This window comes from Nitrospira sp. CMX1 (assembly GCF_054902215.1).
Genome location: NZ_JBUBKD010000074.1, coordinates 37,760 through 63,720 on the forward strand (window position 1 = coordinate 37,760; position 25,961 = coordinate 63,720).

24 protein-coding genes, 1 tRNA gene, 1 other RNA gene, 2 pseudogenes and 1 other annotated feature are annotated in these 25,961 nt (G+C 54.0%); of the genes and pseudogenes, 4 read left to right on the top strand and 24 right to left on the bottom strand.

Features of this window, described 5'->3' with window-relative positions:
- Positions 1-48: 48 nt before the first annotated feature.
- Positions 49-298: a binding site (T-box leader), on the bottom strand.
- A gap of 27 nt (positions 299-325) precedes the next feature.
- The 7 genes from pssA to ACYX34_RS18415 form a co-directional block, all read right to left on the bottom strand.
- Positions 326-1,132, bottom strand: a complete 807-nt coding sequence (gene pssA / locus ACYX34_RS18385) for a CDP-diacylglycerol--serine O-phosphatidyltransferase (protein WP_462078036.1) — start codon at positions 1,130-1,132, stop codon at positions 326-328.
- The gene (locus tag ACYX34_RS18390; RefSeq protein WP_462078037.1) at positions 1,129-1,779 is read right to left on the bottom strand and encodes a phosphatidylserine decarboxylase family protein; all 651 of its coding nucleotides are present in this window, start codon (positions 1,777-1,779) and stop codon (positions 1,129-1,131) included. The genes pssA and ACYX34_RS18390 overlap by 4 nt, the downstream gene beginning before the upstream one ends.
- 9 nt (positions 1,780-1,788) lie before the next feature.
- On the bottom strand, positions 1,789-2,802 hold the full coding sequence (ilvC, locus tag ACYX34_RS18395; protein WP_462078038.1) for a ketol-acid reductoisomerase: 1,014 nt from the start codon (positions 2,800-2,802) through the stop codon (positions 1,789-1,791).
- A 56-nt stretch (positions 2,803-2,858) separates the two neighbouring features.
- Positions 2,859-3,377, bottom strand: coding sequence for an acetolactate synthase small subunit (gene ilvN, locus ACYX34_RS18400; protein WP_086425064.1), 519 nt, complete (start codon positions 3,375-3,377; stop codon positions 2,859-2,861).
- A gap of 37 nt (positions 3,378-3,414) precedes the next feature.
- Positions 3,415-5,190 carry a biosynthetic-type acetolactate synthase large subunit gene (gene ilvB, locus ACYX34_RS18405; protein ID WP_462078039.1) on the bottom strand — a complete coding sequence of 592 codons (1,776 nt, stop codon included), beginning with the start codon at positions 5,188-5,190 and terminating at the stop codon, positions 3,415-3,417.
- A gap of 228 nt (positions 5,191-5,418) precedes the next feature.
- Positions 5,419-5,845: RNase P RNA component class A (rnpB, locus tag ACYX34_RS18410), an RNA gene on the bottom strand.
- 87 nt (positions 5,846-5,932) lie between these two features.
- Positions 5,933-6,796, bottom strand: a complete 864-nt coding sequence (locus ACYX34_RS18415; protein WP_462078040.1) for a M48 family metallopeptidase — start codon at positions 6,794-6,796, stop codon at positions 5,933-5,935.
- Between the two features lie 114 nt (positions 6,797-6,910).
- On the opposite strand from ACYX34_RS18415, the gene rnhC reads away from it, so the two are divergent.
- On the top strand, positions 6,911-7,576 hold the full coding sequence (gene rnhC, locus ACYX34_RS18420) for a ribonuclease HIII (RefSeq protein ID WP_462078041.1): 666 nt from the start codon (positions 6,911-6,913) through the stop codon (positions 7,574-7,576).
- A 109-nt stretch (positions 7,577-7,685) separates the two neighbouring features.
- Positions 7,686-8,207, top strand: coding sequence for a hypothetical protein (locus ACYX34_RS18425; RefSeq protein ID WP_462078042.1), 522 nt, complete (start codon positions 7,686-7,688; stop codon positions 8,205-8,207).
- A gap of 189 nt (positions 8,208-8,396) precedes the next feature.
- Here the strand turns inward: ACYX34_RS18425 and ACYX34_RS18430 are convergent, their stop codons facing one another.
- The 10 genes from ACYX34_RS18430 to hisH form a co-directional block, all read right to left on the bottom strand.
- The gene (locus tag ACYX34_RS18430; RefSeq protein ID WP_462078043.1) at positions 8,397-9,176 is read right to left on the bottom strand and encodes a zinc ribbon domain-containing protein; all 780 of its coding nucleotides are present in this window, start codon (positions 9,174-9,176) and stop codon (positions 8,397-8,399) included.
- Positions 9,177-9,224: 48 nt separating this feature from the next.
- Positions 9,225-9,301 (bottom strand) — tRNA-Ile (locus ACYX34_RS18435).
- Between the two features lie 40 nt (positions 9,302-9,341).
- Positions 9,342-11,156 (bottom strand): RNA polymerase sigma factor RpoD, encoded by a 1,815-nt coding sequence (rpoD, locus tag ACYX34_RS18440; protein ID WP_462078044.1) that lies wholly within the window; start codon positions 11,154-11,156, stop codon positions 9,342-9,344.
- A 2-nt stretch (positions 11,157-11,158) separates the two neighbouring features.
- The gene (gene dnaG / locus ACYX34_RS18445; protein WP_462078045.1) at positions 11,159-12,982 is read right to left on the bottom strand and encodes a DNA primase; all 1,824 of its coding nucleotides are present in this window, start codon (positions 12,980-12,982) and stop codon (positions 11,159-11,161) included.
- Between the two features lie 122 nt (positions 12,983-13,104).
- The gene (locus ACYX34_RS18450; protein WP_462078046.1) at positions 13,105-13,449 is read right to left on the bottom strand and encodes a histidine triad nucleotide-binding protein; all 345 of its coding nucleotides are present in this window, start codon (positions 13,447-13,449) and stop codon (positions 13,105-13,107) included.
- A gap of 70 nt (positions 13,450-13,519) precedes the next feature.
- Positions 13,520-14,188, bottom strand: coding sequence for a bifunctional phosphoribosyl-AMP cyclohydrolase/phosphoribosyl-ATP diphosphatase HisIE (gene hisIE / locus ACYX34_RS18455; protein WP_462078047.1), 669 nt, complete (start codon positions 14,186-14,188; stop codon positions 13,520-13,522).
- A gap of 4 nt (positions 14,189-14,192) precedes the next feature.
- Positions 14,193-14,975, bottom strand: a complete 783-nt coding sequence (hisF, locus tag ACYX34_RS18460; protein WP_462078048.1) for an imidazole glycerol phosphate synthase subunit HisF — start codon at positions 14,973-14,975, stop codon at positions 14,193-14,195.
- Between the two features lie 70 nt (positions 14,976-15,045).
- Positions 15,046-15,771: a 1-(5-phosphoribosyl)-5-[(5-phosphoribosylamino)methylideneamino]imidazole-4-carboxamide isomerase gene (hisA, locus tag ACYX34_RS18465; RefSeq protein ID WP_462078049.1), complete on the bottom strand. Its 726-nt coding sequence runs from the start codon at positions 15,769-15,771 to the stop codon at positions 15,046-15,048.
- A gap of 1 nt (position 15,772) precedes the next feature.
- A complete protein-coding gene (locus tag ACYX34_RS18470) occupies positions 15,773-16,516 on the bottom strand; it encodes a hypothetical protein (protein ID WP_462078050.1) in 744 nt (247 codons plus the stop codon).
- Positions 16,513-17,121 (bottom strand): imidazole glycerol phosphate synthase subunit HisH, encoded by a 609-nt coding sequence (gene hisH / locus ACYX34_RS18475; protein ID WP_462078051.1) that lies wholly within the window; start codon positions 17,119-17,121, stop codon positions 16,513-16,515. Before hisH ends, ACYX34_RS18470 begins: the two co-directional genes overlap by 4 nt.
- 279 nt (positions 17,122-17,400) lie before the next feature.
- On the opposite strand from hisH, the pseudogene mntA reads away from it, so the two are divergent.
- Positions 17,401-17,694: pseudogene (gene mntA, locus ACYX34_RS18480) on the top strand (type VII toxin-antitoxin system MntA family adenylyltransferase antitoxin); the annotation flags it as partial.
- Positions 17,687-18,101: pseudogene (hepT, locus tag ACYX34_RS18485) on the top strand (type VII toxin-antitoxin system HepT family RNase toxin); the annotation flags it as partial. The pseudogenes mntA and hepT, both read left to right, overlap by 8 nt.
- A gap of 376 nt (positions 18,102-18,477) precedes the next feature.
- On the opposite strand, the gene ACYX34_RS18490 reads toward hepT, so the two are convergent.
- The 7 genes from ACYX34_RS18490 to prfA form a co-directional block, all read right to left on the bottom strand.
- On the bottom strand, positions 18,478-19,659 hold the full coding sequence (locus ACYX34_RS18490) for an acyltransferase (protein WP_462078052.1): 1,182 nt from the start codon (positions 19,657-19,659) through the stop codon (positions 18,478-18,480).
- Between the two features lie 380 nt (positions 19,660-20,039).
- Positions 20,040-20,648 carry an imidazoleglycerol-phosphate dehydratase HisB gene (hisB, locus tag ACYX34_RS18495; RefSeq protein WP_462078053.1) on the bottom strand — a complete coding sequence of 203 codons (609 nt, stop codon included), beginning with the start codon at positions 20,646-20,648 and terminating at the stop codon, positions 20,040-20,042.
- Positions 20,645-21,928, bottom strand: a complete 1,284-nt coding sequence (hisD, locus tag ACYX34_RS18500) for a histidinol dehydrogenase (RefSeq protein ID WP_462078054.1) — start codon at positions 21,926-21,928, stop codon at positions 20,645-20,647. The genes hisB and hisD overlap by 4 nt, the downstream gene beginning before the upstream one ends.
- Positions 21,925-22,623 (bottom strand): ATP phosphoribosyltransferase, encoded by a 699-nt coding sequence (gene hisG / locus ACYX34_RS18505; protein ID WP_462078055.1) that lies wholly within the window; start codon positions 22,621-22,623, stop codon positions 21,925-21,927. Before hisG ends, hisD begins: the two co-directional genes overlap by 4 nt.
- Before the next feature lie 9 nt (positions 22,624-22,632).
- Positions 22,633-23,901, bottom strand: coding sequence for a UDP-N-acetylglucosamine 1-carboxyvinyltransferase (gene murA / locus ACYX34_RS18510; protein ID WP_462078056.1), 1,269 nt, complete (start codon positions 23,899-23,901; stop codon positions 22,633-22,635).
- Positions 23,894-24,787 (bottom strand): peptide chain release factor N(5)-glutamine methyltransferase, encoded by an 894-nt coding sequence (gene prmC / locus ACYX34_RS18515; protein WP_462078057.1) that lies wholly within the window; start codon positions 24,785-24,787, stop codon positions 23,894-23,896. The genes murA and prmC overlap by 8 nt, the downstream gene beginning before the upstream one ends.
- Before the next feature lie 18 nt (positions 24,788-24,805).
- A complete protein-coding gene (gene prfA / locus ACYX34_RS18520; RefSeq protein WP_462078058.1) occupies positions 24,806-25,888 on the bottom strand; it encodes a peptide chain release factor 1 in 1,083 nt (360 codons plus the stop codon).
- Positions 25,889-25,961: the final 73 nt, after the last annotated feature.

Below are 25,961 nucleotides of genomic sequence, written 5' to 3' on the forward strand. Positions count from 1 at the left end.
GAAGACTTTTTCAGCGGCTTGAAAATAGAAAGCCCTCATCCCATACGACCCAGGGACGAAGGCTTGAAGCACTCCGTGGTACCACCCTGATTCAGCCTGAGGAATTTCTGATCCTCAGACCCTTCTTTCTGCCCCTTACGGAGGCAAGACGGAGTCTCTTACTTCCTGTTCGGAGACCCAGCTCAAAGGCGAGTTCAGCGACATCTAGGCTGGTTTGCACCATCCACCAGCTCTCTCCAGAGCGTGTTCCACCCTGTATCTAGACGGTTCGCCTACTACTCCTCATCCTAGCCGTTCACACCCCTCTTGATTTCTCCCTCTATTACTATGGGTTCGATTCAACCGGTGGCAGATCAACTTTTCCGACACCTCGTTTCCCAGAGGCCGGAACGAGCAGCCCTGCAATCTTTTCGACCGGTCCCATCAGTGCATAGCCGGCGAACACAACGAACAACATGACTGCCGGCCAGGCTGCGACCATCATCAGCGCAAGAATACCCCAGACCAGGTAGGTGATCTGGCGATGTCCTTTGAACTTCAAATCCTTAAAGCTTCGATACTTGATCGTGCTGACCATGAGAAACGACAGCCCTAACGTCATGAGCAAGACCACAATCGACCGGACATCGGTTCCCATCTTCATGATGTAATGATCCAGGACGACCAAAGACGCCACAACCCCTGCCGCAGCTGGAATGGCTAAACCGGTAAAGTATTTCCCGTCCGACACAGCCACAGTGGAATTAAACCTCGCTAGTCGGACAGCTCCCATCGCCACATAGGCAAACATCACGGCAATACCGAACGTCCCATGCCCGCTTAACGCCCAGGAATAGATCAAGATCCCTGGAGCCACACCAAACGACACCACATCAGAAAGCGAATCATACTCCAACCCGAACTGGCTGGTGCTGTTGGTCAACCGGGCCGACTTCCCATCCAGAACATCAAAGATCATGGCGACCAGCACTGCAATCGCGGCTTCCAGATAGTTGGCATTGAAGACTGACAGGATGGCAAACACCCCACAAAACAAGTTGCCCGTCGTGAAGAGGTTCGGGATCAGGTGCATCGCAGCCTTCCTCCGCTTCCCTCCTTTTCCAAACGAACTTCTGAAGCTCGCAGTTTTCATGGCAACTCTCCTAGGATGGTTTCTCCACCCTTCACCCGTTGCCCCACTGCCACCCGCAGTGTGGTGCCGACGGGAAGAAAGGTATCCATGCGCGACCCGAAACGAATCAGGCCATATCGTTCACCCCGAACGGCTCGATCATGTGGTGAAATCCAACACACGATGCGCCGAGCAATCAACCCAGCCACTTGCACGCACAAGACTTTAATTCCCTCGTCTGTCTTGATCATCAATGCATTCTGTTCGTTCATGAATGTGGCTTCCGGCTTACTTGCCACCATGAACAACCCAGGCTGATACTGCACATTTTCAACCATCCCGTCGCAGGGCAATCGATTGATATGGACGTCGAATACATTCAAAAAGATCGTCACCCGGATGCTGCGTTCTTTTAGATACCTCGGTTCAAATTCTTCCTCGACAGCAATGATTTTGCCATCGCCTGGAGCCACGATGAGGTTCGGACCTTGCGGGATAACTCTGGTTGGGTTCCTGAAAAACCATGCTGAAAACAGCGTCGCGATGCCACTGAAGAACGCGACGAAAGACCACCCCACCAATCCCGTCAACAGTGTAACGCCAGCAGGAACCGCAATGAAGGGAATTCCCTCTTTCGCAAATGGGATACCGACTGCACGATCCGCCATGGAGCCGCCTCAGTTCTTCGTCTTATCGACCAGCTGATCTTTTTTGAGCCACGGCATCATTCCCCGCAACTTGGCCCCGACTGCTTCGATGGGATGCGCCTCCCCTTTCGCGAGCAAGGCCTGATAGACCGGCCGATTGGCTTGGTTCTCAAGCACCCATTCCTTAGCGAACCGCCCGGTCTGAATCTCGTCGAGAATCTTTTTCATCTCCTGTTTGGTTTGTTCGGTCACCACACGTGGGCCCCGGGTCACATCGCCGTACTTCGCCGTCGTACTGATGGAGTAGCGCATATTGGCAATACCCCCCTGATAAATCAGATCGACGATGAGTTTCACCTCGTGCAGGCACTCAAAGTAGGCCATCTCTGGTGAGTACCCCGCTTCAACCAGCGTCTCGTAACCCGCTTGAATCAAGGAGGTGAGGCCACCACACAACACGGCCTGCTCACCGAAGAGATCGGTCTCAGTTTCTTCACGAAAATTGGTCTCAATGACACCGGCACGACCACCCCCGATTGCACTGGCATAGGCGAGTCCAACCTGTTTCGTGATACCGCTGGGATCCTGGTAGATCGCCAGAAGACAGGGCACACCGCTGCCTTTCGCATACTCCGAGCGAACAAGGTGCCCAGGCCCTTTGGGCGCCACCATGAAGACATTGATGGAGGCAGGCGGCACGATCTGCCCAAAGTGAATATTGAAGCCGTGACCAAATGCGAGATAGGACTCTGGCTTGAGATTCGGAGCAATATCCTGCCGATAGATAGCCGCCTGTGCTTCATCAGGCGCCAGAATCATCACGACATCGGAACTCTTGACGGCATCAGCAACGGGCATGACTTTCAGCCCACTCTGCTCGGCTTTTTTCCACGACGCCCCCTCGCGCAACCCAATCACCACAGTGACTCCGCTTTCCTTCATGTTCAAGGCATGCGCATGGCCCTGACTCCCGTAGCCGACCACGGCCACCTTTTTGTTCCGAATCTGTTGAAGATCAGCATCCTTATCGTAATAGATGTTCATGCAACACCCTTTCCATTGGTCAGTCTAGCGCGACATCTCTCTCATCCCGCAACCCGTCATTCGCGGGCAACTTTTTTTGCCTGGACGGCAGCCGGACGAACCGGCTCCCGCGCAACGGCGACCCGACCGGTGCGGACTAATTCTTTAATCCCAAGTGGCTGAAGCAAATTGATGATCGCTTCAATCTTCTTCGGGTCTCCGGAGACTTCGATCGTATAGGTCGTCGGTGTCGAATCGATCACGTTCGCACGAAAGATATCGACGATCCGCAGCGCCTCGGCTCGATCCACATCCTTCGTATGGACCTTGATAATCGCAGTCTCCCGCGAGACAAATTCCGTTTCGTTCAGATCGACCACCTTGATCACATCGATCAGCTTGTTCAGTTGCTTCACGATCTGCTCGATGATTCGTTCGTCTCCCGAGGTCACGATCGTCATTTGGGACATTGAAGGATCCAACGTCGGCGCCACCGACAAGCTCTCAATATTAAATCCCCTCCCGCTGAACAACCCGGCAACCCGTGATAAGACTCCAAACTTATTTTCAACGGTGACTGAAATAATATGTTCCATTTTTCTCGTTCCGAACACTCAGTACTCAGCACCTAGCTTACGCCGTGAGCACCGTGTCTTTATCTTCTGGCGTCGCTTTGGCTCCGCCGGATTGTTTCTGCTTCAACTCAGGCGGATCTTCGAGAATCATCTCATGATTGCATCCACCGGCAGGAATCATTGGATAGCAATTCTCATAGGGATACGTTGGGACATCCACAATGACGGGTTTGTCCGTTGCCAACGCTTCTTTCAAAACAGCATCGAGGTCAGCAATCTTCTTGACCCGCAATCCTACCGCACCGTAGGCATCCGCCAGCTTGACGAAATCCGGCGTCGTATCGAGATAACTCGACGCATACCGTCCGTTATAGAACAAGTCTTGCCATTGCCGAACCATGCCATGAAAGCCGTTGTTCAAGATGATAATCTTCACCGGCAACTTGCTCACGACCGCCGTCGCCATTTCCTGCATGTTCATCTGGATGCTGCCGTCTCCGGCAATACAGAGGACCAAACGATCGCGAAAGGCAGCCTGCGCCCCCATGGCAGCAGGAAACCCAAAACCCATTGTGCCAAGCCCGCCTGAAGTCAACCACCGATTGGGGTTCGCCAACTTGAAGTACTGTGCCGCCCACATTTGATGCTGTCCGACATCGGTTGCGACGATCGGATCCCGGTCTTTCGTCAACTCATACAGCCGCTTGACCACCTGCTGCGGCTTGATCGGCCCGTCCTTCTCCTGGTGATAGGTCAAGGGATGAGCCTGCTGCCATTCTCTGATCTGACCCCACCAGGGTTTCCGAAGATCTTTCTGTTCACCGTTGACCGTCGCACGAAGAATCTGATTCAGCTCACGAAGCACCGTCTTGCAATCACCAACAATCGGGATATCGACATGGATGTTCTTGCGAATCGACGTCGGGTCGATATCGACATGAATCACCTTTGCGTGGGGACAGAATTCCGACACCTTCCCCGTCACCCGATCATCGAACCGCGCACCGATCGCAATGACGAGATCGGAATAATGCATGGCCATGTTGGCTTGATAGGTCCCATGCATCCCGAGCATCCCAAGAGACAGCGGGTGTTCACCCGGAAACGCGCCGAGCCCCATCAAGGTCATGTCGACCGGGATCTGCGTCATCTCGGCCAACTCAAGCAGCTCCTGCGATGCGCCGGAGAAGACGACACCACCGCCGACATAGAGGATCGGCTTCTTAGCCCGCATGATGGCTTCGGCTGCCTGCTTGATCTGCCACTTATTCCCTTCGACCGTTGGGTTATAGCCGCGGATCGAGACCGACTTGGGATAGACAAACTCCGCCACATTCAAAGAAACATCCTTTGGAATATCGACAAGCACCGGACCGGGACGACCGGTCGTGGCAATGTAAAAGGCCTCCTTGATCGTGGCTGCCAAATCATTCACATCTTTGACGAGAAAATTATATTTCGTGCAGGGGCGACTCAACCCAATGTTGTCCGCTTCCTGAAAGGCATCATTCCCGATCAGGCTCGTCGGAACCTGCCCGCTAAAGCAGACCACCGGCACCGAGTCCATGTAGGCATCCGCCAACGCTGTGATGACGTTGGTCATCCCGGGGCCAGAGGTGACCAGACAGACGCCCGCCTTTCCCGTCGCCTTGGCATAGCCCTCCGCCATATGGCCCGCGCCCTGTTCATGGCGCGTCAGAATCACTTCAACATCTTTCTGCTGATGGAGCGTATCAAAAATCTTCAAGACGACTCCTCCGGGAAGCGCAAAGATGGTTTTCACCCCTTCCCGTTTCAGGCATTCGATGAAGATTTCAGAACCGGTGAGTTTCATGACACTCCTCCCTCCGACCACACGTGCGTAAGGTCTACGATCGATCGTGAGACCTTACACCAGCACCCCTCGTGGAAGCACGCATCATCGTGCACGAATGTGTTTGAAATCAAGGGGAAAGATTTCTGATCCTAGCATCCCCACAGAGGAGCGTCAATATAGTCCTCTGGGCACCCAACGACGGAATAGCGTAGTGACGCCTGAGAGAACTCTCGCTGAATGAAGTGCGTGAGCGGAAAACCTGTAAGCCGGATTCTGTCCCGCAAAGAAGTCTCCCCCTTTGCCTGGATGATCATTTCTCTGGGATTCGAGTTACCCCGAACCTCAAGCGACCTACCCGAAGACCTCGACCGGGCCAGTCGGCGCGCCGCAGTCCGTCAGGAGCACGGCACCTGTCTTCCTATTTGGCCTTGCACCGGGCGACGCTTACCGTGCCGGTGATGTCACCACCCCCGCGGTGGGCTCTTACCCCACCGTTTCACCCTTACCTGAGCCGCAACGATCAGATGGAATCCCATCGCCTTGGCCATCGGCGGTTTGTTTTCTGTGGTGCTGGTGTCGGATTGCTCCGCCTGGGAGTTACCCAGCGCCCTGCCCATGGAGTCCGGACTTTCCTCTCGGGGCCGAAGCCCCGAGCGACCATCCAGCTTTCCACCCACGCCGAGTTAGTATAAAGAATGGCGACGGTTAGTCACAAGCCGACTCACTTTCCCTCAGACGACTGAGGACAAATAGTAACGGCTTACCTGCCGCCGATTTCCGGTAGTGGAGCAGCCAGCATGGGTGCTCGCTTCTGATAGATCTCCATCGCCTCAGGCATCCACTCTTTCAATTGCTCAATTCTCGTATCGTGGCTGGGATGGGTAGACATGAACTCTGGTTGTCCCCCACCACCTGACTGAGCCATTCGCTCCCAAAGCGCCACCGACTCACGGGGATCATACCCGGCATCGGCGGCCAATAGGATTCCAATATAATCCGCTTCGGATTCATGTTTCCGACTGAAGGGCAGCAACACACCCACTTGTGCACCGACACCCAGTGCTCCCATCGCCGCCTGACCGAGTGCCGGATTCTTACTCCCAATCCCAATGGCCGCCCCGATGACCTGCATGCCAATATTCGCTGCTTGCCCCTGACTCATCCGCTCAGCCCCATGGCGAGCCAGCGCATGCACCACTTCATGGCCCATGACTGCCGCCAACCCGGCCTCTGTTTTGGCCATGGGGAAAATGCCCGTGTACACCGCCATTTTCCCACCAGGCAGAGCAAAGGCGTTAGCCGTCTTGTCGTCTTTGATCACAGTCACTTCCCACTGAAATTGTTGCGCCATCTCCGCGTACTTCGACCGTTTCGCCGCTTCAACAATACGAGTCGCCACCCGTTTCACCGGCTCGATCTCACGGGGATCTTGTGACGGCCTCATCTTTGGGTCATTCCTAACTTGATTGTACGCCTGCGCTCCCATTTGCATCTCTTGGCCAACCGACGTCATCAACAGCTGCCGCCGACCCGTGTAGGGGTTGGTCTCACACCCTGCTAAACCAATCCCTCCTGCAATCAAACAGCATATCGTCACGGCACGGGTGAATCGCTGAGCCCGCATATTCATTCCTCCCCCAAAATCCTCCAGGCACCATCCATGCAGGATTGACCAATATGGATTCGATTGATAGATTACCGCGCCCTAGGCATGATTTCTAGGGGGACTCGACGTGCAATGACCACACAACATTCACGAATCGCCATTGAGCGCATCGGTATCGACGAATCGGGAAAAGGCGATTACTTCGGCCCACTCGTCATTGCTGCGGTATTTGTGGATGCGACGACGCAAGGAGAGTTGCGACTGATGGAGGTGCGTGACAGCAAAACGCTCTCCGACGGCCGTATACTGGAGATGGCACCCGACATCAAAACCATCTGCCCGCACAGCATTATCACCATCGGACCGCAGAAGTACAACGAGCTCTACGAGAAGATCAAGAATCTGAATCGCCTGCTCGCCTGGGGCCATGCCAAAGCGCTAGAAACTCTGCTGGAACGAGGTATCACCTGTGAGCAGGCGATCTCTGATCAATTCGGAGACAAGCGGCTGATCCTCAATGCCCTCCAAGAAAAGGGACGGAAAGTTACGCTGGAACAACGCCCGAAAGCGGAGTCGGACTTGGCCGTTGCCGCTGCGTCCATACTCGCCCGGGCGGAGTTTCTCATCCGTCTCAAGCGTCTCTCCAGTGAAGTGGGAACCGCCCTCCCCAAAGGCGCCTCACCGACCGTTGAACTGGCTGCAAAGATGATCGTAAAAAAACACGGACAGGAACGCTTAGGACAGGTGGCGAAGTTGCACTTCAAAACCACGAAAGCGGTGCTGGCACCCCTACTCTAGACTTTTTGCCTGAGCAATCGACGTCACGATCTGAACCTGCAACGGCATCCCCTCCTTGTGCTCCAAGAGAAGCTTTGATAGCTTACGAACGTCCTACGAGGAGCAGCGCATGAGGATTCTTCAAATAGTGACATTGGTCATTGCAGTCCTGCAAGCCGCATGCACCGGCCACAGAACATATACTGAACAAGAGCAACGAACTCTCGCACAAACAAAAACCATCTGGGTTGACATTCACAGCAACGCTCGCACACTCCCCACTGGTATAACCGGCATCATCGAGAAGGTGGAACAGGACGTCAAAGACAAGCTTACACGAGCAGGATTTACAGTCGTACCAGATCGGTCCATGGCCGACGCCATTCTGCAACTGGCGTTTGATTTCTCAGATAGAAGACAACGAGATGAACTAGCCAATAGCTATGATAGCCCTTATCGACATGATGCCCATTCCATTCACATCGGTGCAGGCCTAGATCATAAACAGGTGGGACACGTGTTTTGGCATGGCGGCTCGGTCTCGCCACCATACGATGTACGCCTCGCCGATTCCCCCATCATCAGATACATAGATTTGGATGTCCAGAAGGCACTCTTCAAATTAAAACCTCCTACCATGAAAAACGAATGATCTTCGAAGGGGAGGAGGACGTCACAACAGACAGGGAACGGCTAGGTCACTGGTCGAACGGCATTATAAAATGACCAAAATCCTGGTAGATACACATGGATCGAATTCGATCCAGCGTCTTCTGGGTCGTACCCGATGGCTGTTCCATAGTTCAGAACCACGACCCAGGAGAGATTGAGGGAGCCGGTCTTAGAACGACTCCCCCACTTCCATATCCGCCTTCCGAGCTTCACTGAGGGCCGAAGCAGATTCTTTCGCTGGCTCCCCTTCCCAGTAGAGAATCCGTCTGCAATAGGGGCAGAGATGAAGGTCATCTGATCGTCTCACCTGAGCGATGAGTTGCGGCGGGATCTGCAAGCGGCACCCCACACACATACCGGCACGCACGGCAGCCAAGGGTTGATCTTTTCGCGCGGCCTTCACTTGATTGTACCGGTCAAGAAGGCTCTTCTCCACCTTCCCAGCCGCTTCTCGGTAATCGGCTTCCAGCCGTGCCAGCTCCTTCGCCAGCTCTTTATCCTGTGTGTCCAGACTCTGTTTTTCCTGAGCGAAGACGTTGTCGTGTGCCTGCTTTTTCTCCTGCAGCTCCTTGGCGACCTTCTGGAGCTCATCAATCTTCTCCATTGCCAGCAAAATCTTCTCCTCAAACTCGCCCCGCCTCTTGTTTGCCAATTCAAGTTCGAACAGATGCGCTTGATATTCCTTGTTGGTTTTGAGGCTCGCCGCATGTGATTTCATCTTCTCCGTGTGCGCTTCGTGCACTTCGAGGTCCTTCTCATGCGTACGCCGTTCCTTGGTGGCCGCGTCGACCGCAGCTTTCGTGTCGGTCAGGGCCTGGGTCACTTCTCGAAGCGGAGTTTCGGCAAGGTGGAGACGTTCAGGAATTTTTCGGCGAGTTTCGGTGATCTCCAAGATTCGGAGATCGAGTTTCTGTAATTCGATGAGTGGGGATAGTTTCTGATTCACCATATCCTTTCCATCAGTGCCCAACACTGAAGGCGCACGCCATGTTTCCGCTGGTGGGCCCACTAGGACTTGAACCTAGGACCAGCTGATTATGAGTCAGCCGCTCTAACCACCTGAGCTATGGGCCCTCTTCGGAAAGGTCAAGGATCACGCCGTGCGTCCTGCGACCTACAAACTTTCGACAAAGCTCCGCAACTTCTTACTACGGCTCGGATGTCGCAACTTCCTGAGGGCTTTGGCTTCAATCTGCCTGATGCGTTCACGAGTCACTTCAAAGTCCTGACCAACTTCTTCCAACGTGTGGTCGGTCGCTTCCCCGATGCCAAACCGCTTACGCAAGACCTTCTCCTCACGCGGCGTCAGGGTTTCCAACGCGCTGTTGATCTGCCGCTGCAAGTCGTAGCGAATGGCCGCCTCCAACGGCGACACTGCCTTCTTGTCCTCGATGAAATCGCCCAGATGACTGTCTTCTTCTTCTCCGATCGGTGTTTCGAGCGAAATGGGCTCACGAGCGATTTTGAGGATCTTCCGGACTTTATCCAACGGCAAATCCATCCGTTCGGCGATTTCTTCCGGTAACGGTTCTCGTCCCAACTTCTGCACAAGATGCCTGGACGTGCGGATCAATTTGTTGATCGTTTCAATCATATGCACCGGGATCCGGATCGTACGCGCTTGATCAGCGATGGCCCTGGTAATCGCCTGCCGAATCCACCATGTGGCGTAGGTGCTGAACTTATACCCGCGCTTATATTCAAATTTGTCCACCGCCTTCATGAGGCCGATATTGCCTTCTTGGATCAAATCGAGAAATTGAAGACCGCGGTTCGTATACTTCTTGGCGATGCTGACGACGAGCCGTAGATTTGCTTCGACCAGCTCCGCCTTCCCACGTTTGACTTTCTCCTCCGCCACATCGAGATGCTTGACCGCATCCTTAATTTCTTCGGCTGGTACCAGCGCTTCTTCGGCTTCCAGTTGGCGAACTCGCGCCTTGGCGGCTTGATACACCTTGCGAATCTCAAGCAAGGCCTCCTCGGAGACTCCGGTCTTCCGCTTGACAGCCAGGAAGTCCTGACGGCTCCGGCACATCTTTCTCAACAATTCAGCTCCGGCCTCGCCGCCGACGCCAATACGCCGTTGACAGCTGACCGCTTCCCGTTCGGCCATACGGATTTGGACGGCAAGATCGCGGACACGCTGCACCATCCGCTCCTTCAACACCCCATGCAGGTTGACTGATTCGATCTTGTTCACCACCTGCTGACGAACGGCTTCAAACTGTTTCTTGAACTTTTTGTGTTTCGCCGGGTCATTCCCGAGATGCTTGCCCTTCTCCGCCAACGCCTTGAGCGCAAGCGAGACTTTCCGTACCGAATTCAACGCGTCGAGGGTCTTGACTCGGAGCTCTTCGTAGTCACGCTCGACCGGTTGCTGGTCCTCTTCGAAATCCTCTTCCGTCTCTTGAACCGGAACGATCTCGCGAACATCGATTTTCCCGTTCTTGAGTTGATCCCGGAGCGCCAAGACAAACTCGATCGTCATCGGCATCCCATAGATCACCGAGGCGATATCGAATTTCCCCTCTTCAATCCGTTTGGCGATCTCGATTTCACCCTCTCGGCTCAGAAGCGCAACACTCCCCATTTCCTTGAGATAGAGCCGCACGGGATCGTCGGTTCGACTCAAAGCGCCCGGCGTCAAATCGATCGCCTTATCGTTGTCGTCCTCCGCGTCCGACTCCACATCCTCGCCCTCTTCACCACCTTCACCATCGCCTCGTTTTGAAATCCGTTCTCCCTCCGTCGCTTCAACGATCTCGATGTCCATTTCTCCGAACATCGCCATGATGCTGCCGAACTGATCGGACGAGACCACTTCAGCCGGCAAGGTGCTGTTGAGCTCGTCGTATGTCAGGAAGCCTTTTTCCTTCCCGATGGAGATCAGCTTCTTCACCTCGCCCAATAACTCTTGTTTCGACATGACTACTCCTTCACCAAAGTCATCACACCGGCGCTCAGCGTGCCGGCTTTCCGCATCCGTACTTCATTAATCTGCACGTTCAAGTTCCCCGCTTCATCCGCTCGCCCTTCGCGTTCGGCCGTTTTGAGACGTTCGATCAGATCCCGCAGCACGTGCTCCGTCCGTTTACGATCGAGATTATCCAAACAAGCTTGGATATGGGCGGGCACATCGTCGAAATAATCCTCTCGCATGGATAATTCCGTCGCTATTGCACCACAGTCGGAATCTTCCATCGCTTCATCCAGCACGGCTCGAAGACCAAGCCCTCCGCCAGGCTCCAGATGAGTGAGCGCAATTTCAATCAGCTTTCGTCCAGACGCTAGAGTGAACGATTCCGGATTCAGGCGACGCACATCAGCAGGGGACAGCTTCCCCTGCAACAGCAGAAGCAACAAGTCCCTCTCTTCTGGCAATCCTTTGAACAGCGTGGTCAAAGAAATCTCCTGCGCCGATTGCACGCGTGGAGGAACGGCACCAGATTTCGGTTGAACCGACAGCACCGGATAGCGCTCGATCAACCGTGCCTCGTTGATCCTCAGCCGTTCAGCGACCATTCTCATTCGCTCCTGCCGTTCGATCGGATGCTCGCTCTTCTGCAGAATGCGCAGCACTTCATCGACGCTTCGAATACGGCTCTCCAGCGAACTAGGATCGGCCTGATCGATCGTGTGATTCAGGGCATAGTCCAATAAGCTTGGCGCAATGGCTTCCAACTGGGCGAATGCATCCACACCAGATTTCCGGATAAAGGTATCCGGATCCTCTCCCGCCGGTAGCGTGACAACTTTGACACTCAAGCCGCTGTTGACAAACAGATCCAACCCTCGCAACGCCGCGCGCACACCGGCTGTATCCGGATCAAAGAGTAATATGACCCGCTCGGCAAATCGCCGCAGCGTCTGCACATGCTCAGCCGTCAAGGCTGTCCCCAAGGTCGCCACAGTATGGGTCAATCCTGCTTGGTGAAGTGCGATGGCATCGAAATACCCTTCAACAACGATCACCGTTTTGGTTCGAACAATTGCTTCGCGCGCCTGATCGAACGCAAACAGCGTCTGCCCTTTTTTAAATAGCGGCGTATCGGGAGAATTCAAATATTTAGGCATGCCGTCGCCCAATACGCGACCGCCGAATCCCACCACACGCTTGCGTAGATCAGTAATGGTGAACATCAGGCGTCCATGGAATTTGTCGTAGTACCCGTTACCATTGGACCGTGGGGTAATAAGCCCTGCAGTCATGCCGTCGCTAGCCGAGAACCCTTTTCGAGAGAGGACCTTGCAGAGCCCTTCCCAATCCGAGGACGAAACCCCGAGACGGAACGCCTCCACAGTGGATTGCTGAATTCCTCGCCTGACGAGATACTCACGAGCCGTTGCCCCGAGAGATGGATCGCGAAGATTCGATTGAAACCACGTCAGCGCAGCCTGGTTCATCTCTTCGATGCGATGCGCTTGCCCACGTTGGCCTCGTTCCGTAGGCGACTCCTCTATCGCAATACCCACCTTGTCGCCCAGCTCACGCAATACTTCAGGAAAGGTCGCGCCGGTCATCTTGCTCAGAAATGCGAACACATCACCCCCGGCCTTGCAGCCGAAGCAGTAAAACATTTGTTTGGAGGAACTGACCGAAAATGATGGGCTCTTTTCCTGATGAAAGGGGCACAGCCCCACCAGGTTCTGACCAGCCCGCCTTAATGAGACATGCTGGCCCACGACATCCGCAATATCCACCCGATCTCGTATTCGATTCTTAATCTCGTCGGAAATCAGACCTCGGCCCACGAGAGTCTCCGCTCCTACATTCCCGTCGCGCACGACCTGACGAGCTGGTTACTAAGTAATCGGAATTATTGACCGTTCAGATTAACAGACGAGTGGAAAACCTGTCAATTCGTCATCTTCTATCAGCCGGGAGGCCATCCCATATGCCGTCCACCCATGACATGAAAATGGAGGTGAAACACGGTTTGCCCTCCATCTCGTCCGGTGTTCGCCACGAGGCGAAACCCAGAACCTGCCAGCCCTTTGTCGTTCGCAACCCTCCTGCAGGTCAGTAGCAATCTCGCCAATAGAGCCTGATCTGCCGCACCCAAATCTTGGACTGACTCTACATGTCGTTTCGGTATCACCAACGTATGGACCGGTGCTTGGGGATTGATATCGTCAAACGCCAATATGTCTTCATCCTCGTGAACCAACTTTGCTGGAATCTTCTTCTCCACAATCTTACAAAATAGGCACTCGCTCATGTCGACCTCTCCGACCAATACCCTATCTCACCGCTCAATCACAGACTGGTGTCCCCACAGACCATGTCATCTACTTCTCCAACCGCAAGCCGGATTTTCCAAATCTGCGTCCCAGTTCTTCATAAATGTCCTGTAAGGTCAGACCATGGTACCCCAGAACCATGAGGGTGTGAAAAAAGAGATCAGCCACTTCGTAGACAATTTCCTCTTTCTTGCCACCTTTCGACGCCAACAGCACCTCTCCGGCCTCCTCTGCGACCTTTTTCAAAATCTTGTCATGCCCCCCTTCGAATAGCTTCGTCGTATAGGATCCGGCCTGTGGGTTCGCACGACGTGCGAGGATCGTCCGCAACACTGATTCAAGAATTCCCCCCACGGCATCCCGCGTCTTCTCCCCAGTAACCAGGCCTTGTTCATCCAGCCGTGAAAAGAAGCAGGCCCGTTCGCCTGTATGACAAGTCGGCCCAATCGGTTGTGCCTTTACCAAGACGGTGTCCTGATCGCAATCGACGAAAAGAGCTTTGACATGCAGCTTATGGCCGGAGGTTTCGCCTTTTTCCCAGAGCTTATTTCTGGACCGGCTCCAAAAGTGCACGGTTCTGGTCGCAACCGTCTTAGCCAACGCCTCTTGATTCATATACCCCAGCATCAATACCGTCCCATCGAGCCAATCCTGCACCACGGCAGGAAGCAAGCCTTGCTGGTCGAATTTGAATTGGCCAACCGGTGCCTGGTCCATGAATTCACGCCACGTCAGCAATATCGTCTGTCATACGGACAGGAACGCCGTGGTCTCTCAAATAGGCCTTCGCTTGGGAGATCGTATAGGTCCGAAAATGAAAGATGGAAGCAGCCAAGACTGCGTCCGCCTTCCCCTTCGCAAAGCCGTCATACAAATGCTCCAATGTCCCCACTCCTCCCGATGCAATCACCGGAACCGACAGGGCACCAGACACCGCAGCGGTCAAACCCAGATCATATCCGGTTTGACGACCATCCTGATCCATGCTCGTCAGGAGAATCTCGCCGGCACCAGACTGCTCCATACGTGTTGCCCACTCAACTGCATCGAGCCCGGTCGGTTTTCGTCCTCCATGCGTAAAGATTTCCCACCGGCCTGGCGCAACGGACTTGGCATCGATCGCGACGACGATACACTGCGTCCCAAACCGCTGCGCGGCTTCTTGAACGAACCCGGGCCGCTGAATCGCTGCAGTATTGATGCTGACCTTGTCCGCACCCGCATTCAATAAGTCCCGGATATCCTCGATTGTCCGTACTCCGCCACCGACCGTCACCGGCATAAAAACGCGAGCCGCCGTCCGCTCGACCACATCAAGAATCGTCTTCCGGTTCTCATGCGAGGCGGTAATATCGAGAAAGCAGAGTTCGTCCGCCCCCTCACGATCATATCCCACCGCAACCTCGACGGGGTCACCGGCATCGCGAAGATTCACGAAACTCACACCCTTTACAACTCGGCCTTCTTTGACATCGAGACAGGGAATAATGCGTTTGGTCAACATCTGCAATCGGTGAATACTAAGGGGTAAGGATCAACGTAAATCCCTCTTCCCACCTCTAACTCTTCACCCCTTACTCCTGACAGAGCGCCGTAAGCGCAGCATGATAATCCAAGTGGCCATCATATAATGCTTTGCCCACGATGGCACCTTCAATCTGAGGCCCAAGCGAGCGTACGGCCAGAAGATCGTCGATCCGACTGATCCCTCCGGATGCAATAACTGGAAAAGCGGAGGAAGCCGCGACTTCTCTCAACGCCGTGAGATTGGGCCCGTTCAACATCCCATCCCGTGCAATATCCGTATAAATGACCGCTCCTATCGCCAGTCCACTGACCTTGTTCAACAGATCGATCGCCTTTGTCTCCGATACCGTCGTCCACCCCTTCACCGCAATCTTGCCGTCGCGTGCATCCAGACCAAGGACAATTCGCCGGGGGAACTCGGTGCAGGCCTGCTCAAGAAACGCTCGATCCGTGAGTGCCGCAGTCCCCAAGACCACGCGCGACACCCCGGCCTTCAGATACCGTCGGACGGTTTCTATGGTCCTGATTCCACCACCGACTTGGATGTCGACGGTAACCGCCTTGCGAACCGCCTCGATCTGAGGCAAATTCCTGGGCTCGCCCCCGACCGCGCCGTTCAAATCGACGACATGAATAAGGCCGGCTCCGCACTGTTGCCATTGTCGAGCAACAGCCGCCACATCCTCCGAATAGATCGTCTCAGCCGCCATGTCGCCTTGACGCAACCGCACACATCGTCCGTCCTTGAGGTCAATCGCAGGAATGACTACCACCTTATCGCTCCTCTCCACCACCGAACGGAAATTCTTTCAGCACCGCATCGACACCGTACTCCGCCAATTCAGCCGCTGTCACAAAAGACCATCGCTGCAGAAACCCCAGGAAATCCTCGGTCATCGGTCGTTGCCGCTCATAATACCCACCGGCCCAGAGAACTTTCCCATCATTCGCGATGACCTTCGCCTGAAAACCGACGGTCGCCGGCGGATCGGCACCAAGTCGACTGCCCACCCGTTCCTGGTACATCGACACAAGCCCGATCAATACCGCATCCGTCTTGAGTCGCTTCGCTACAGCAACAGCGGCTTTCTCTGGCCCCAGTCTGGCAAGATCCGTATCGACTGATGAAGCTCGCACGGCTTCACCAGGAGGTATCACCTGAATCCCTTTCCAATTTCTGAGACGTTTCCAGAATAAGTCCGTTACCTGTTCCGCAGCGTATCCCGGCACGAGCATGGCCTTGGGAGCAGGAGGCGGTCCTTCCAACGGAACTCCGATGGAGATATCGGACCGGCGAATACTCTCCGGAGGTGGAATAAAGAGGTCATCATACCCCGATGACTGGGGAGTTTCGATCGATGTAAAGGGGATTAGCGCCAGTGAGCGAATCTGGTATCGAGATACCTCAGGCGCTGATTTGGTTGAAACTTTCGACCCGCTGCAACCCACCGCCATTCCCATGAATCCTGTCGCAATGATCACTAGCGCCATGCGGAACGGCACGAACCAGTCTCTCACTTCCATCTCCCAAAATTTCGGATCAATTGCAACCCAACTGCCTGACTCTTCTCCGGATGAAACTGACAGGCCACCACGTTGTCTTTCCAAATACTGGAGGTAAATGGGAGGCCATAGCTTGTCGTTGTGGCAGTGATCTGCCGATCCGTCGGCTCCACAAAAAAGGAATGGACGAAATACCAATTCGATCCATCTGCAATGCCTTCGAAGACCGGACAAGGCTTTTGAATATTCACCTGATTCCAACCCATATGCGGCACCTTGAGTGCCTGCTCTTTTGAGAAGGCTCGCACCTTGCCCGGAAAAACGTCCAGGCCCTCATGGCGACCGAACTCTTCGCTTTCCGTAAACAAGAGTTGGAATCCAAGGCAAATCCCCAAAAACGGCTTTCCCGCCCTAATCGCCCCCTTGATAGGTTCGACTAATTGATACTGCTTGAGATTTGCCATGCAGTCGCCAAACGCTCCCACACCCGGCAAGACGATATGACTCGCATTTCGAATAGCAGCTGCGTCCCGCGTGACTATCGCCTGCTGTCCCACCGCCTCAAAGGCCTTGGAGACACTGCGAAGATTCCCCATTCCATAATCGATGACGGCAATCATAGTCCTTCCGAGTATGAGAGAACCGCAACAATACCGCAACTGGGATCATCCTGCCACTGGCAATCTACGCCGCCAAGATCCACCGGATACTGACGATCCACCGCGTTTAATCCTGGTCTTTCGATCGGCCGGATAGGACTGAACAGTAGCCTGAGCTGGTCGAAACAGGGGGCCTAATATGAACGACGATGCATTAACCGAATTCGTCACACAAGCCATTCTCGACACATTGCTCTGTACCGATTTGGTTTGCAGACAACGGAATGAGCACGCCCGGACAGTGATGTAGACCTTGCCCTACTCGCACGCCACCCCATACCGCCATTACGTCGATTTGAACTGGCCCAAGAGCTCGCATCGCAACTGCATCGTGATGTGGGCCTCGTGGATCTTTGCACCGCTTCCATCGTGATGCGCATGCAAATCATCTCGACCGGAGAATGCCTTGCTGCACCGGATGAAACAGTCCGTCGAGAATTCGAAATGTATACATACTCAGGCTATGCCAGACTCAACGAGGAGCATCGCGAGATTCTGAAAAGAATCAGTGCCAGCGGGTTAGTCTATAGCTGATAATGTCATTCACAATAAGACCTCAAGCATTGAGCGCTGCCTTCATTGCATCGAAGAAGAATACACAAGCGAAGAATACACAAGCAAGGACCAGAACCTCATTGCGAATCAGACTAAACAGGACGCTATTGTCCTCAATCTACAGCGTGCTTGTGAAACTATCATTGATCTGGCCATGATATGTGGTCAGCCAACGTAAGCTGGGGGTTCCACAAGGCAGCCGCAATGCGTTTTCGCTACTACAAACAGCAGGGATTCTCCCCGCCGATCTTACTCGGCATATGGAACGAATGGTCGGCTTCCGCAACATCGCCATTCACGAATACACCCGCCTCAATCTCGATGTAGTTCGAACCATCATCACCAAACAGTTGGATGTCTCCCGCGCATTCTCCTCGACGATCGTAAAATCGTGTGCTTCGCCACCTCCATTTAAAAGCACAGAGCATTCACCGTATTACATCCTTCCAGGATCTCCTTCTATTAGAAAGATGCCCGGATTATTCTCGCTCCTTAATATCCACAGAAGACGACCAGCTCAACCCAAACTTTGCAACGTATGTCCGGGAGAGACTTTTGAGAGATTATCTTGGGAAACACTCGTGGCCAGATACTTCCTGTAACTTCAGCATCCCCTGTATGTTGGCAGCACCTTCCCTGCCAACGGGGCTCTTCTAGCATCGTCGTTTGACCAAGCGCCTTGGCAAGATGACATTACTCAGCGTGGGATGACAATTGTCTTCCCCTCTCACTCTGCTAGGCCTTCACAAATGAATTCCGCTCCTAAGTGGCAGCTTGGCCAGCCCTCCAAGCAGGTTTCGCCACGAGATATCGTAATAGGGGCATCCTTGCCAGAACGAGGACAAATATCGCGGATATGAGATAGACGATGATTCCCAAAAACAGCCCCCACAATGGAACCTTGTCCGCCAACTTCCACACAAATGGGGTGATGGTATACATCACAAAGACATGTGTCACATAAATTCCCAATGTCAATTGGCCCAAGAAAGGGAAGGGTGTTGACCGGCCCAGTTGAGGCTTCGCGAGAGCCAGCAAAAACATCCCCGAACTAAAGAGTATCCCTCCCAAGAATGCGTGTCCCCTAATAGCCTGCATCGAGCTATGGAACACCACATTCATCACTGCTCCCTCCATCAGAGCCATGACGTAGCCACCAAGGATTAAACTCCACGCCACGGTCGTTGAGACCGACTCTCGTCGTTCTGCAAGCCACCCACCCAAGGCAACAAGAGGAACAGCAATGATCCATTGGCCAAGAGGGATCGGAGCATTGAGCAAATTTCTCGCTGTACATTCCTCCTCAAGGATCAACCCATAGACGCCTACAACTAAGAGCATCAGGGACCTCTGTAGCTTGCCCATAGCCACCAGGGTCAATATGGCTAGGCTGAATATGAGAGCGGGAAGGAACCAGAGATGCCAAACTGGACGAACCCCTTCTATAAAAAGCCAGATATGCCGAGTTTCCAATAACTGAACATTCTTCAGCACCTCGGTATAAAACGGCTGCCATAAGCCGCGATGAAGGATTGCAGCCGGCCAATCAGGTGGTGTGCCCATGTAAATACACAGCCAAACAAGAAGGATCCAGACAAGTGGGGGCACATACCGACGGAACTGACCCGTAGGATTTCCCTGTGTCAAGATCGATCGCTGAAAGAAATAGCCGGCCGTAATGAAAAAATACGGGACCCCTACCCACCAGACCAGATACCCATTGAGAATGGCGAAAAAGCTACCCTCTGCGACCTGCGAGAGGCTTGACAGAAAATGGCTATGCCAAAGAATCACCGCGAAGATCGCTAACACTCGAAAACTTTCAATACTGGGGATGCGTGTCGAGACTTGCTCCCCCTTCCGACGTGGTACAACAAGAGACCAGAGTGTGGTTCGCCAATCTCTTGTCGGTAACGAACGTACGAGGCCACGCAGGCCTTCCATTGGAGTCTGTTCCTTAGTTGTATAAAACCGAGACAGATGCCTCCTCAGAATGCACAGGCGTCCCACTAAGATCTATCAGGGAATTCCTTATAATGACAATTGAATGGCACCGAGACGTGTCAGATGAATAGGCCTTCGAGAGGAATGGCACGTACTGTTATCGATTCATGATGCGCCACAACCATTGACTGAGGCGCTCAATAGGATCCCATACCTGAGCATCCTCATCGAGAGTCTAGCTACACCACGAATGGGGGCTTATGCAGAAAATGGGAGGCTTGGAGTTGAAACGCTGTTCAGCTGAATCCTGCCTACCGGCTAGACCACTAGTAAGTGAGATAAAGGCTCCTGGCCTTGAACTGAACAACACACGTCCCCTCTCACAGCGTACCTTTTGTCGAAAGTACCTTCCCACCTAGTCGCTCTTCCGGCATGGTTGCCTGGTCCAGCGCCTTGGCAAAGGCCTTGAAGATGGCTTCCATAATGTGGTGTGGGTTGCGGCCATAGAGCAGATTCACATGTAGGTTGAGGCCACCGTGGGTGACGAAGGCCTGAAAAAAGTCTTCGAAGAGACCGAGATCGAATGCTTTGATCTTCCGGTCGGGTAATGCCACATTGTAGACAAGAAACGGTCGACCGCTAAGATCAATGGTCACCTGGGCCAGGGTTTCATCAAGTGGGGCCGAGGCAAACCCAAATCGTTTGATCCCCGCCTTTTCACCCAACGCCTGGTGCAGGACCTTTCCCATGACGATGCCCACGTCCTCCACGGTGTGATGCTCATCGATATCAAGATCCCCCTTCGCCTGCACCGTGAGATTGAAGAAACCGTGCTTGGCTAGGAGCTCTAACATATGGTCAAGAAAGCGAATACCGGTATTGATCTTGCTCTGCCCGCTCCCATCCAGGGTCCATTCGACACGGATGTCGGTTTCTTTGGTCGCCCGATGAACGCTCGCCTGTCGAGGTGTTGATCCGTTCTTCTTCATGAGAACCTGCTCTGAGCCGACTTCGCGTGCGCATCAAACCCTTCGATCTGAGCGAGTCGGATCAAAGGATCTTTGACTTTGGCCAAAGCCTGCTTCGTATAGTGCACGATGTTGCTGACCTTCACATAGTCATTGACGGACAGCGGGGAAAAGAACCGGGCGGTTCCTCCTGTCGGTAACACATGGTTTGGCCCTGCGATGTAATCAGCAACCGATGGTGGTGTGTAGCGCCCCAAAAACAACGCCCCGGCGTGACGAATCTGTTCCAAATAATCGAACGGATTGTCGACAGAAAGCGTGAGATGTTCTGCGGCAATTTCATTCGCTACCGCAATCGCCTCACCCATCGTAGGAACAACGAAGGCCACCGCATGCTGTGCAATTGACTTTGAGGCGATCTTTTCCCGCTGGAGCCCTTTCAATTGAGTCTGGATCAATTTCGAGACGTCTTTCGCCAATCGCTCCGATGTAGTCACCAGAAATACCTGCGCATCTTCGTCATGCTCCGCTTCACAGAGCAGATCGGCAGCAACATGCGCTGGCTTTGCCTCGCCATCAGCCACCACAAGGAGCTCGCTAGGACCAGCAACCATATCGATTCCTACGGTGCCGTACAGTAACCGCTTGGCCGTCGCCACATAAATATTCCCCGGCCCAACGATCTTATCGACCTTCCCAATGGTTTTTGTTCCATATGCCAATGCAGCAATGGCCTGAACACCACCCACTCGATAAATCTCCGTTACCCCAGCAATGTCAGCGGCAACCAGTAGGTAAGGATTAATCCCCTCCTTCTGCGGCGGCGTGACCATCACAATTCGTGAAACACCGGCTACTCTGGCCGGAATCGCACACATCAGAACAGAAGACGGGTAGACAGCTTTCCCGCCAGGCACATAGACTCCGACGGCATCGATCGGACCAATGACCTGCCCTAAGGTGGCATCCCCATCCTGATACATCCAGGTCTTCGTTCGTTGCCGCTCATGAAACGCGGTCACCCGCTCGGCCGCTAACCGCAGCGCATCGCCTTCATCTTTTCTGATATGGAAGTAGGCGTTCTTGATCTCCTCCGATGTGACCCGTACGATATCCGGCTTCAGCGTTACCTTATCAAACTGTGCGGTATAACGAAGAACGGCCTTATCCCCACCTCGCTCTACTGCCTGCAAGATGGTTCGCACGGTCTTTTCAACCGCAGCGCCGGTTGTCCGCCCCCGCAGGGAGGCCTTTTTCAAGGTGGGAAGAAAGTTTCGATCGGCCTGGGTGACGATTTTCATGAACGAGCCATCTTTTTCTTGTGTGTCCGTTGGGTCATTGGGCGACCGAGGCCAGATGATGGTCGCTGACTCGGAACCACCGCACGAAGTCTTCGAATCAACGTCATCAGCGGCTCCTGCTTTAGGCGAAGACTCGCTCGATTGACGATAAACCGAGCGGTCGAACGGGCGATCACCTCAACTTCCACCAAATCATGAGCCTTGAGGGTGCTGCCGGTTTCGACCAAATCGACAATCCGATCTGCTAATCCTACGACCGGCGCAAGCTCAATCGAGCCATAGAGCTTGATGATCTCCACCGGAATCCCGCGCGCATTAAAATAGCGCTCACTGATTCGCGGATATTTCGTCGCAATCCGAACCTTGGGAGACAGCCGAGCCCCCCCCCCTTCTCCCTGAAGCGCCGCGACGGCGATTCTACACGCTCCAAATCCTAAATCCAATGGTTCGTATACGTCACTTTCCTGTTCCATCAACACGTCTTTTCCAACTATCCCGGCATCCGCCCCGCCGTACTCCACGTAAGTCGGCACATCGCTCGGACGGACGATCAAAAAAGTCATCTCGTTCTCCGGACTGACGAAGATCAGCCGTCGGCTCTCCCCAGAGAGCCCGGTGATCGAGTAACCAGCCCGACGGAAAAGATCTAGTGCGGATTCGATGAGCTTTCCCTTTGATAGCGCAATCGTCAACATCGACCACCTCTAGTGCACCTGTGTCGTCATCGATCGGCGCTGAATGTCCGCGCCTAAAGCTCGCAATTTCTCTTCGAGGCGCTCATAACCACGATCGAGATGATAGACCCGTTGGACCTGCGTCAACCCCTCAGCCGCCAACCCTGCCACAATGAGTCCGGCGCTGGCACGTAGATCGGATGCCATCACGGGTGCCCCGGTCAGTCCCTTACACCCAGTCACGACCAGTCGGTTTCCTTCTACTCGAATAGCGGCACCCATCCGACGCAACTCTTCCACATGCATAAACCGACTTTCAAATACAGTCTCCGTGATGACACTTGTCCCTGCCGCGAGACTCATCAATGCCACCATCTGCGCCTGCATATCAGTCGGGAACCCCGGGAACGGCAGGGTCTTGACATCAGTCCCTCTTAGAATACCCGGCATGGTCAGACGCACCACATATTTTTCTTCCTGCACATCTGCTCCCGCTTCCCGCAACTTCATCAGAACTGCTTCAAGGTGTCGTGGGTAGCAATGCGTCACCGTCACCGCTCCTCGCGTCATGGCCCCTGCGGCCAGATATGTTCCGGCTTCGATACGATCTGGGATGACGTCATGATCGCCACCATGAAGTTGAGAGACCCCTTCTATTGTGATCACATCAGTTCCGGCCCCATGAATCCGCGCACCACGCTTAAGGAGAAATTCCGCCAGGTCCACGATTTCCGGCTCCTTCGCCGCATTTTCAAGCATCGTGACCCCATCAGCGAGTGCCGCCGCCATCATGAGGTTTTCTGTTCCCGTCACTGTTGGGGTATCGCAGTAAATGCGTGCACCTCTTAGCCGTTTCGCTTTGGCTGTGATATAGCCATGCTCGATGGAAATCTCAGCCCCTAACTTTGCCAATCCTGCCAAGTGTAGGTTCACGGGCCGAGAGCCAATCGCGCAACCGCCCGGCAGAGAGACCTTCGCCTCCCCGCAGCGTGCCACCAATGGCCCTAACACCAGCACCGAAGCTCGCATGGTCTTGACGAGATCGTATGGTGCTTCGGTTGAAGCAATCATATCGGCTTGAATCACCGCCCGGTTCCCCTCATGCGAAACCTTTGCACCGAGGATCCCCAGAAGTTTTCCCATTGTCAGTACATCAACGACCCTCGGTAGGTTGGTGATGACACATTCCCCACCGCTGAGAATGGTCGAGGCCAAGATCGGAAGTGCGGAATTTTTTGCCCCGCTGATACGGACTTCCCCAACAAGGCGATTGCCCCCGTTGATGAGAATCTCATCCATGAGCCGGACCCTCACAAGCCCGTCGCGCGATCAACACGCGTTCAATACCCGCTTCGTCTTTCACGGTCTGAAGCCCCGTGTACCCCCCTGCTTCCTCAGCCATCCGCCGCACAAGAGGCGCTTGCCTCTGACCAAGTTCCATGACCAGCAACCCACCTGGCACAAGAAATTCTTTGGAGTCATGGATCAGTCGTTCATGAAATTCAATCCCTTGCGGCCCTGCCAGCAAGGCATGTTGCGGTTCATAGTCTCGTACCTCCGGCTGCAACCCTGCCCACTCCGCTTCAGCGATGTACGGAGGATTGGAGATAATTGCGTCCACGGCTCCGGCCACAGCATATTCTCTCAGCGGAGAGAGGAGGTCTCCTTGCAACCAGGTAATCTTGTCGCGAACTCCATGTCGTTCCGCGTTCCCCCTTGCCACGCTCAACGCATCGTGAGCGCAGTCCAGCGCAAAAATTCGCATGCCACTGAGAATGGTCGCCAGCGTCACCGCCACACAACCCGAGCCGGTCCCTATATCCACCAGCACAGCACCTTCCTCAAATCCTCCCTCTCTCAGCGCTTCTTGGATCAGGAGTTCTGTCTCAGGACGGGGAATCAACACGGCTGGGGTCACAGAAAAGTCGAGCCCACAAAACTCTTGCGAACCTAAAATATACTGAAGCGGCTCTCGCGACTCCCGCCTTCGCACAACCGACAGGACCCGTGCCAGCCGCTCGTCCCTCACCGGCTGTTCAGACTGACTTGTCAACTCATGGGGCTTCATCTCTAAGGCAGAGGCTAATAGCCACCGCGCCTCCTGTGCGGCATTCGCAATCCCTGCCTTTCCCAATATCTGCTGTGCACTAGCAAGTAGCTTCCCCAAAGACTGTGAGTCTGACATGACAGAACTCATTACTCCTTAGACCTTCGCAGTTTCAGTTTGTTGTTGTTGCGCCTTCAAGGCCTGGACAATATCGTCGAGATCACCTTCCATCACCAATTCCAATTTGTGCAGCGTCAAACCAACTCGGTGATCCGTGACTCGATTCTGCGGAAAATTATAGGTTCGGATTTTTTCACTCCGTTCTCCACTCCCAACCTGTGACTTCCTGCTCTGTGCGATTTCCGCTTCTTGCTTTTCCCGTTCAGCCTCGACGATCCTGGCGCGGAGAGTCCGCATCGCCTTTGTCCGATTTTTGAGCTGTGATCGTTCATCTTGGCATGAGACCACCACACCCGTGGGTAGATGGGTAATCCGAACGGCCGAGTAGGTTGTGTTCACACTTTGTCCACCAGCCCCAGATGAGCAAAAGGTGTCGATCCGTAAATCCTTCGGATCAATTTGTATATCAACTTCATCAACCTCTGGCATAACAGCAACCGTGACTGTAGACGTGTGAATGCGACCACTCGCTTCCGTCACAGGCACTCGCTGCACTCGATGAACACCGGCCTCATACTTGAATTGTCTGTATGCCCCTTTACCCTCAATGAGTGCCACGATATTCTTATACCCGCCAATACCCGTCTCGGCCGCCTCAACCGTATCAACCTTCAACCCTTTCTTCTCTGCAAACTTGGTATAGAGCCGAAATAGCTCGCCGGCAAAGAGCGCCGCCTCGTCCCCGCCGGTCCCAGCTCGAACCTCCAGCACCAGACTCTTTTCATCCCGTGGATCCTTCGGAATCAAGAGTTCCCTGACCTGCGCCTCAATTTCCATCTGCCGCCGTTCCAGCTCAGCCCGCTCTTCAAACGCCATTTTCTGCAACTCGCCCCCTGCCGACGGGTCACCGAGGATCTGCAAGGTGTCATCGAGTTGTTTGGCATTTTCTTGATACGCCTCAAAGTGTGTGACTACGGGTTCAAGGTCAGTCCGTTCCTTGCTTAACTTATGCAACAGCGTCGGTTGGCTAATGACGGCTGGATCCATGAGCTGATCGGTTAGCTCATGAAATCGTGACGCAAGACTCTCCCACTTCTTGAGCAGTATGGCTTCCATCATCGAACCCGTTCCCAGTTGGCCACAAAAAAAGGACCCTGCTTCACACACGAAGCAGGGTCCTTTGTATACCAGA

Bases quoted from the DNA above. Each gene is read 5' to 3' on its own strand.
- pssA (WP_462078036.1), bottom strand. From the start codon at position 1,132: ATGAAAACTGCGAGCTTCAGAAGTTCGTTTGGAAAAGGAGGGAAGCGG.
- ACYX34_RS18390 (WP_462078037.1), bottom strand. From the start codon at position 1,779: ATGGCGGATCGTGCAGTCGGTATCCCATTTGCGAAAGAGGGAATTCCC.
- ilvC (WP_462078038.1), bottom strand. From the start codon at position 2,802: ATGAACATCTATTACGATAAGGATGCTGATCTTCAACAGATTCGGAAC.
- ilvN (WP_086425064.1), bottom strand. From the start codon at position 3,377: ATGGAACATATTATTTCAGTCACCGTTGAAAATAAGTTTGGAGTCTTA.
- ilvB (WP_462078039.1), bottom strand. From the start codon at position 5,190: ATGAAACTCACCGGTTCTGAAATCTTCATCGAATGCCTGAAACGGGAA.
- ACYX34_RS18415 (WP_462078040.1), bottom strand. From the start codon at position 6,796: ATGCGGGCTCAGCGATTCACCCGTGCCGTGACGATATGCTGTTTGATT.
- rnhC (WP_462078041.1), top strand. From the start codon at position 6,911: ATGACCACACAACATTCACGAATCGCCATTGAGCGCATCGGTATCGAC.
- ACYX34_RS18425 (WP_462078042.1), top strand. From the start codon at position 7,686: ATGAGGATTCTTCAAATAGTGACATTGGTCATTGCAGTCCTGCAAGCC.
- ACYX34_RS18430 (WP_462078043.1), bottom strand. From the start codon at position 9,176: ATGGTGAATCAGAAACTATCCCCACTCATCGAATTACAGAAACTCGAT.
- rpoD (WP_462078044.1), bottom strand. From the start codon at position 11,156: ATGTCGAAACAAGAGTTATTGGGCGAGGTGAAGAAGCTGATCTCCATC.
- ACYX34_RS18450 (WP_462078046.1), bottom strand. From the start codon at position 13,449: ATGAGCGAGTGCCTATTTTGTAAGATTGTGGAGAAGAAGATTCCAGCA.
- hisIE (WP_462078047.1), bottom strand. From the start codon at position 14,188: ATGGACCAGGCACCGGTTGGCCAATTCAAATTCGACCAGCAAGGCTTG.
- hisF (WP_462078048.1), bottom strand. From the start codon at position 14,975: ATGTTGACCAAACGCATTATTCCCTGTCTCGATGTCAAAGAAGGCCGA.
- hisH (WP_462078051.1), bottom strand. From the start codon at position 17,121: ATGATTGCCGTCATCGATTATGGAATGGGGAATCTTCGCAGTGTCTCC.
- ACYX34_RS18490 (WP_462078052.1), bottom strand. From the start codon at position 19,659: ATGGAAGGCCTGCGTGGCCTCGTACGTTCGTTACCGACAAGAGATTGG.
- hisB (WP_462078053.1), bottom strand. From the start codon at position 20,648: ATGAAGAAGAACGGATCAACACCTCGACAGGCGAGCGTTCATCGGGCG.
- hisD (WP_462078054.1), bottom strand. From the start codon at position 21,928: ATGAAAATCGTCACCCAGGCCGATCGAAACTTTCTTCCCACCTTGAAA.
- hisG (WP_462078055.1), bottom strand. From the start codon at position 22,623: ATGTTGACGATTGCGCTATCAAAGGGAAAGCTCATCGAATCCGCACTA.
- murA (WP_462078056.1), bottom strand. From the start codon at position 23,901: ATGGATGAGATTCTCATCAACGGGGGCAATCGCCTTGTTGGGGAAGTC.
- prmC (WP_462078057.1), bottom strand. From the start codon at position 24,787: ATGTCAGACTCACAGTCTTTGGGGAAGCTACTTGCTAGTGCACAGCAG.
- prfA (WP_462078058.1), bottom strand. From the start codon at position 25,888: ATGATGGAAGCCATACTGCTCAAGAAGTGGGAGAGTCTTGCGTCACGA.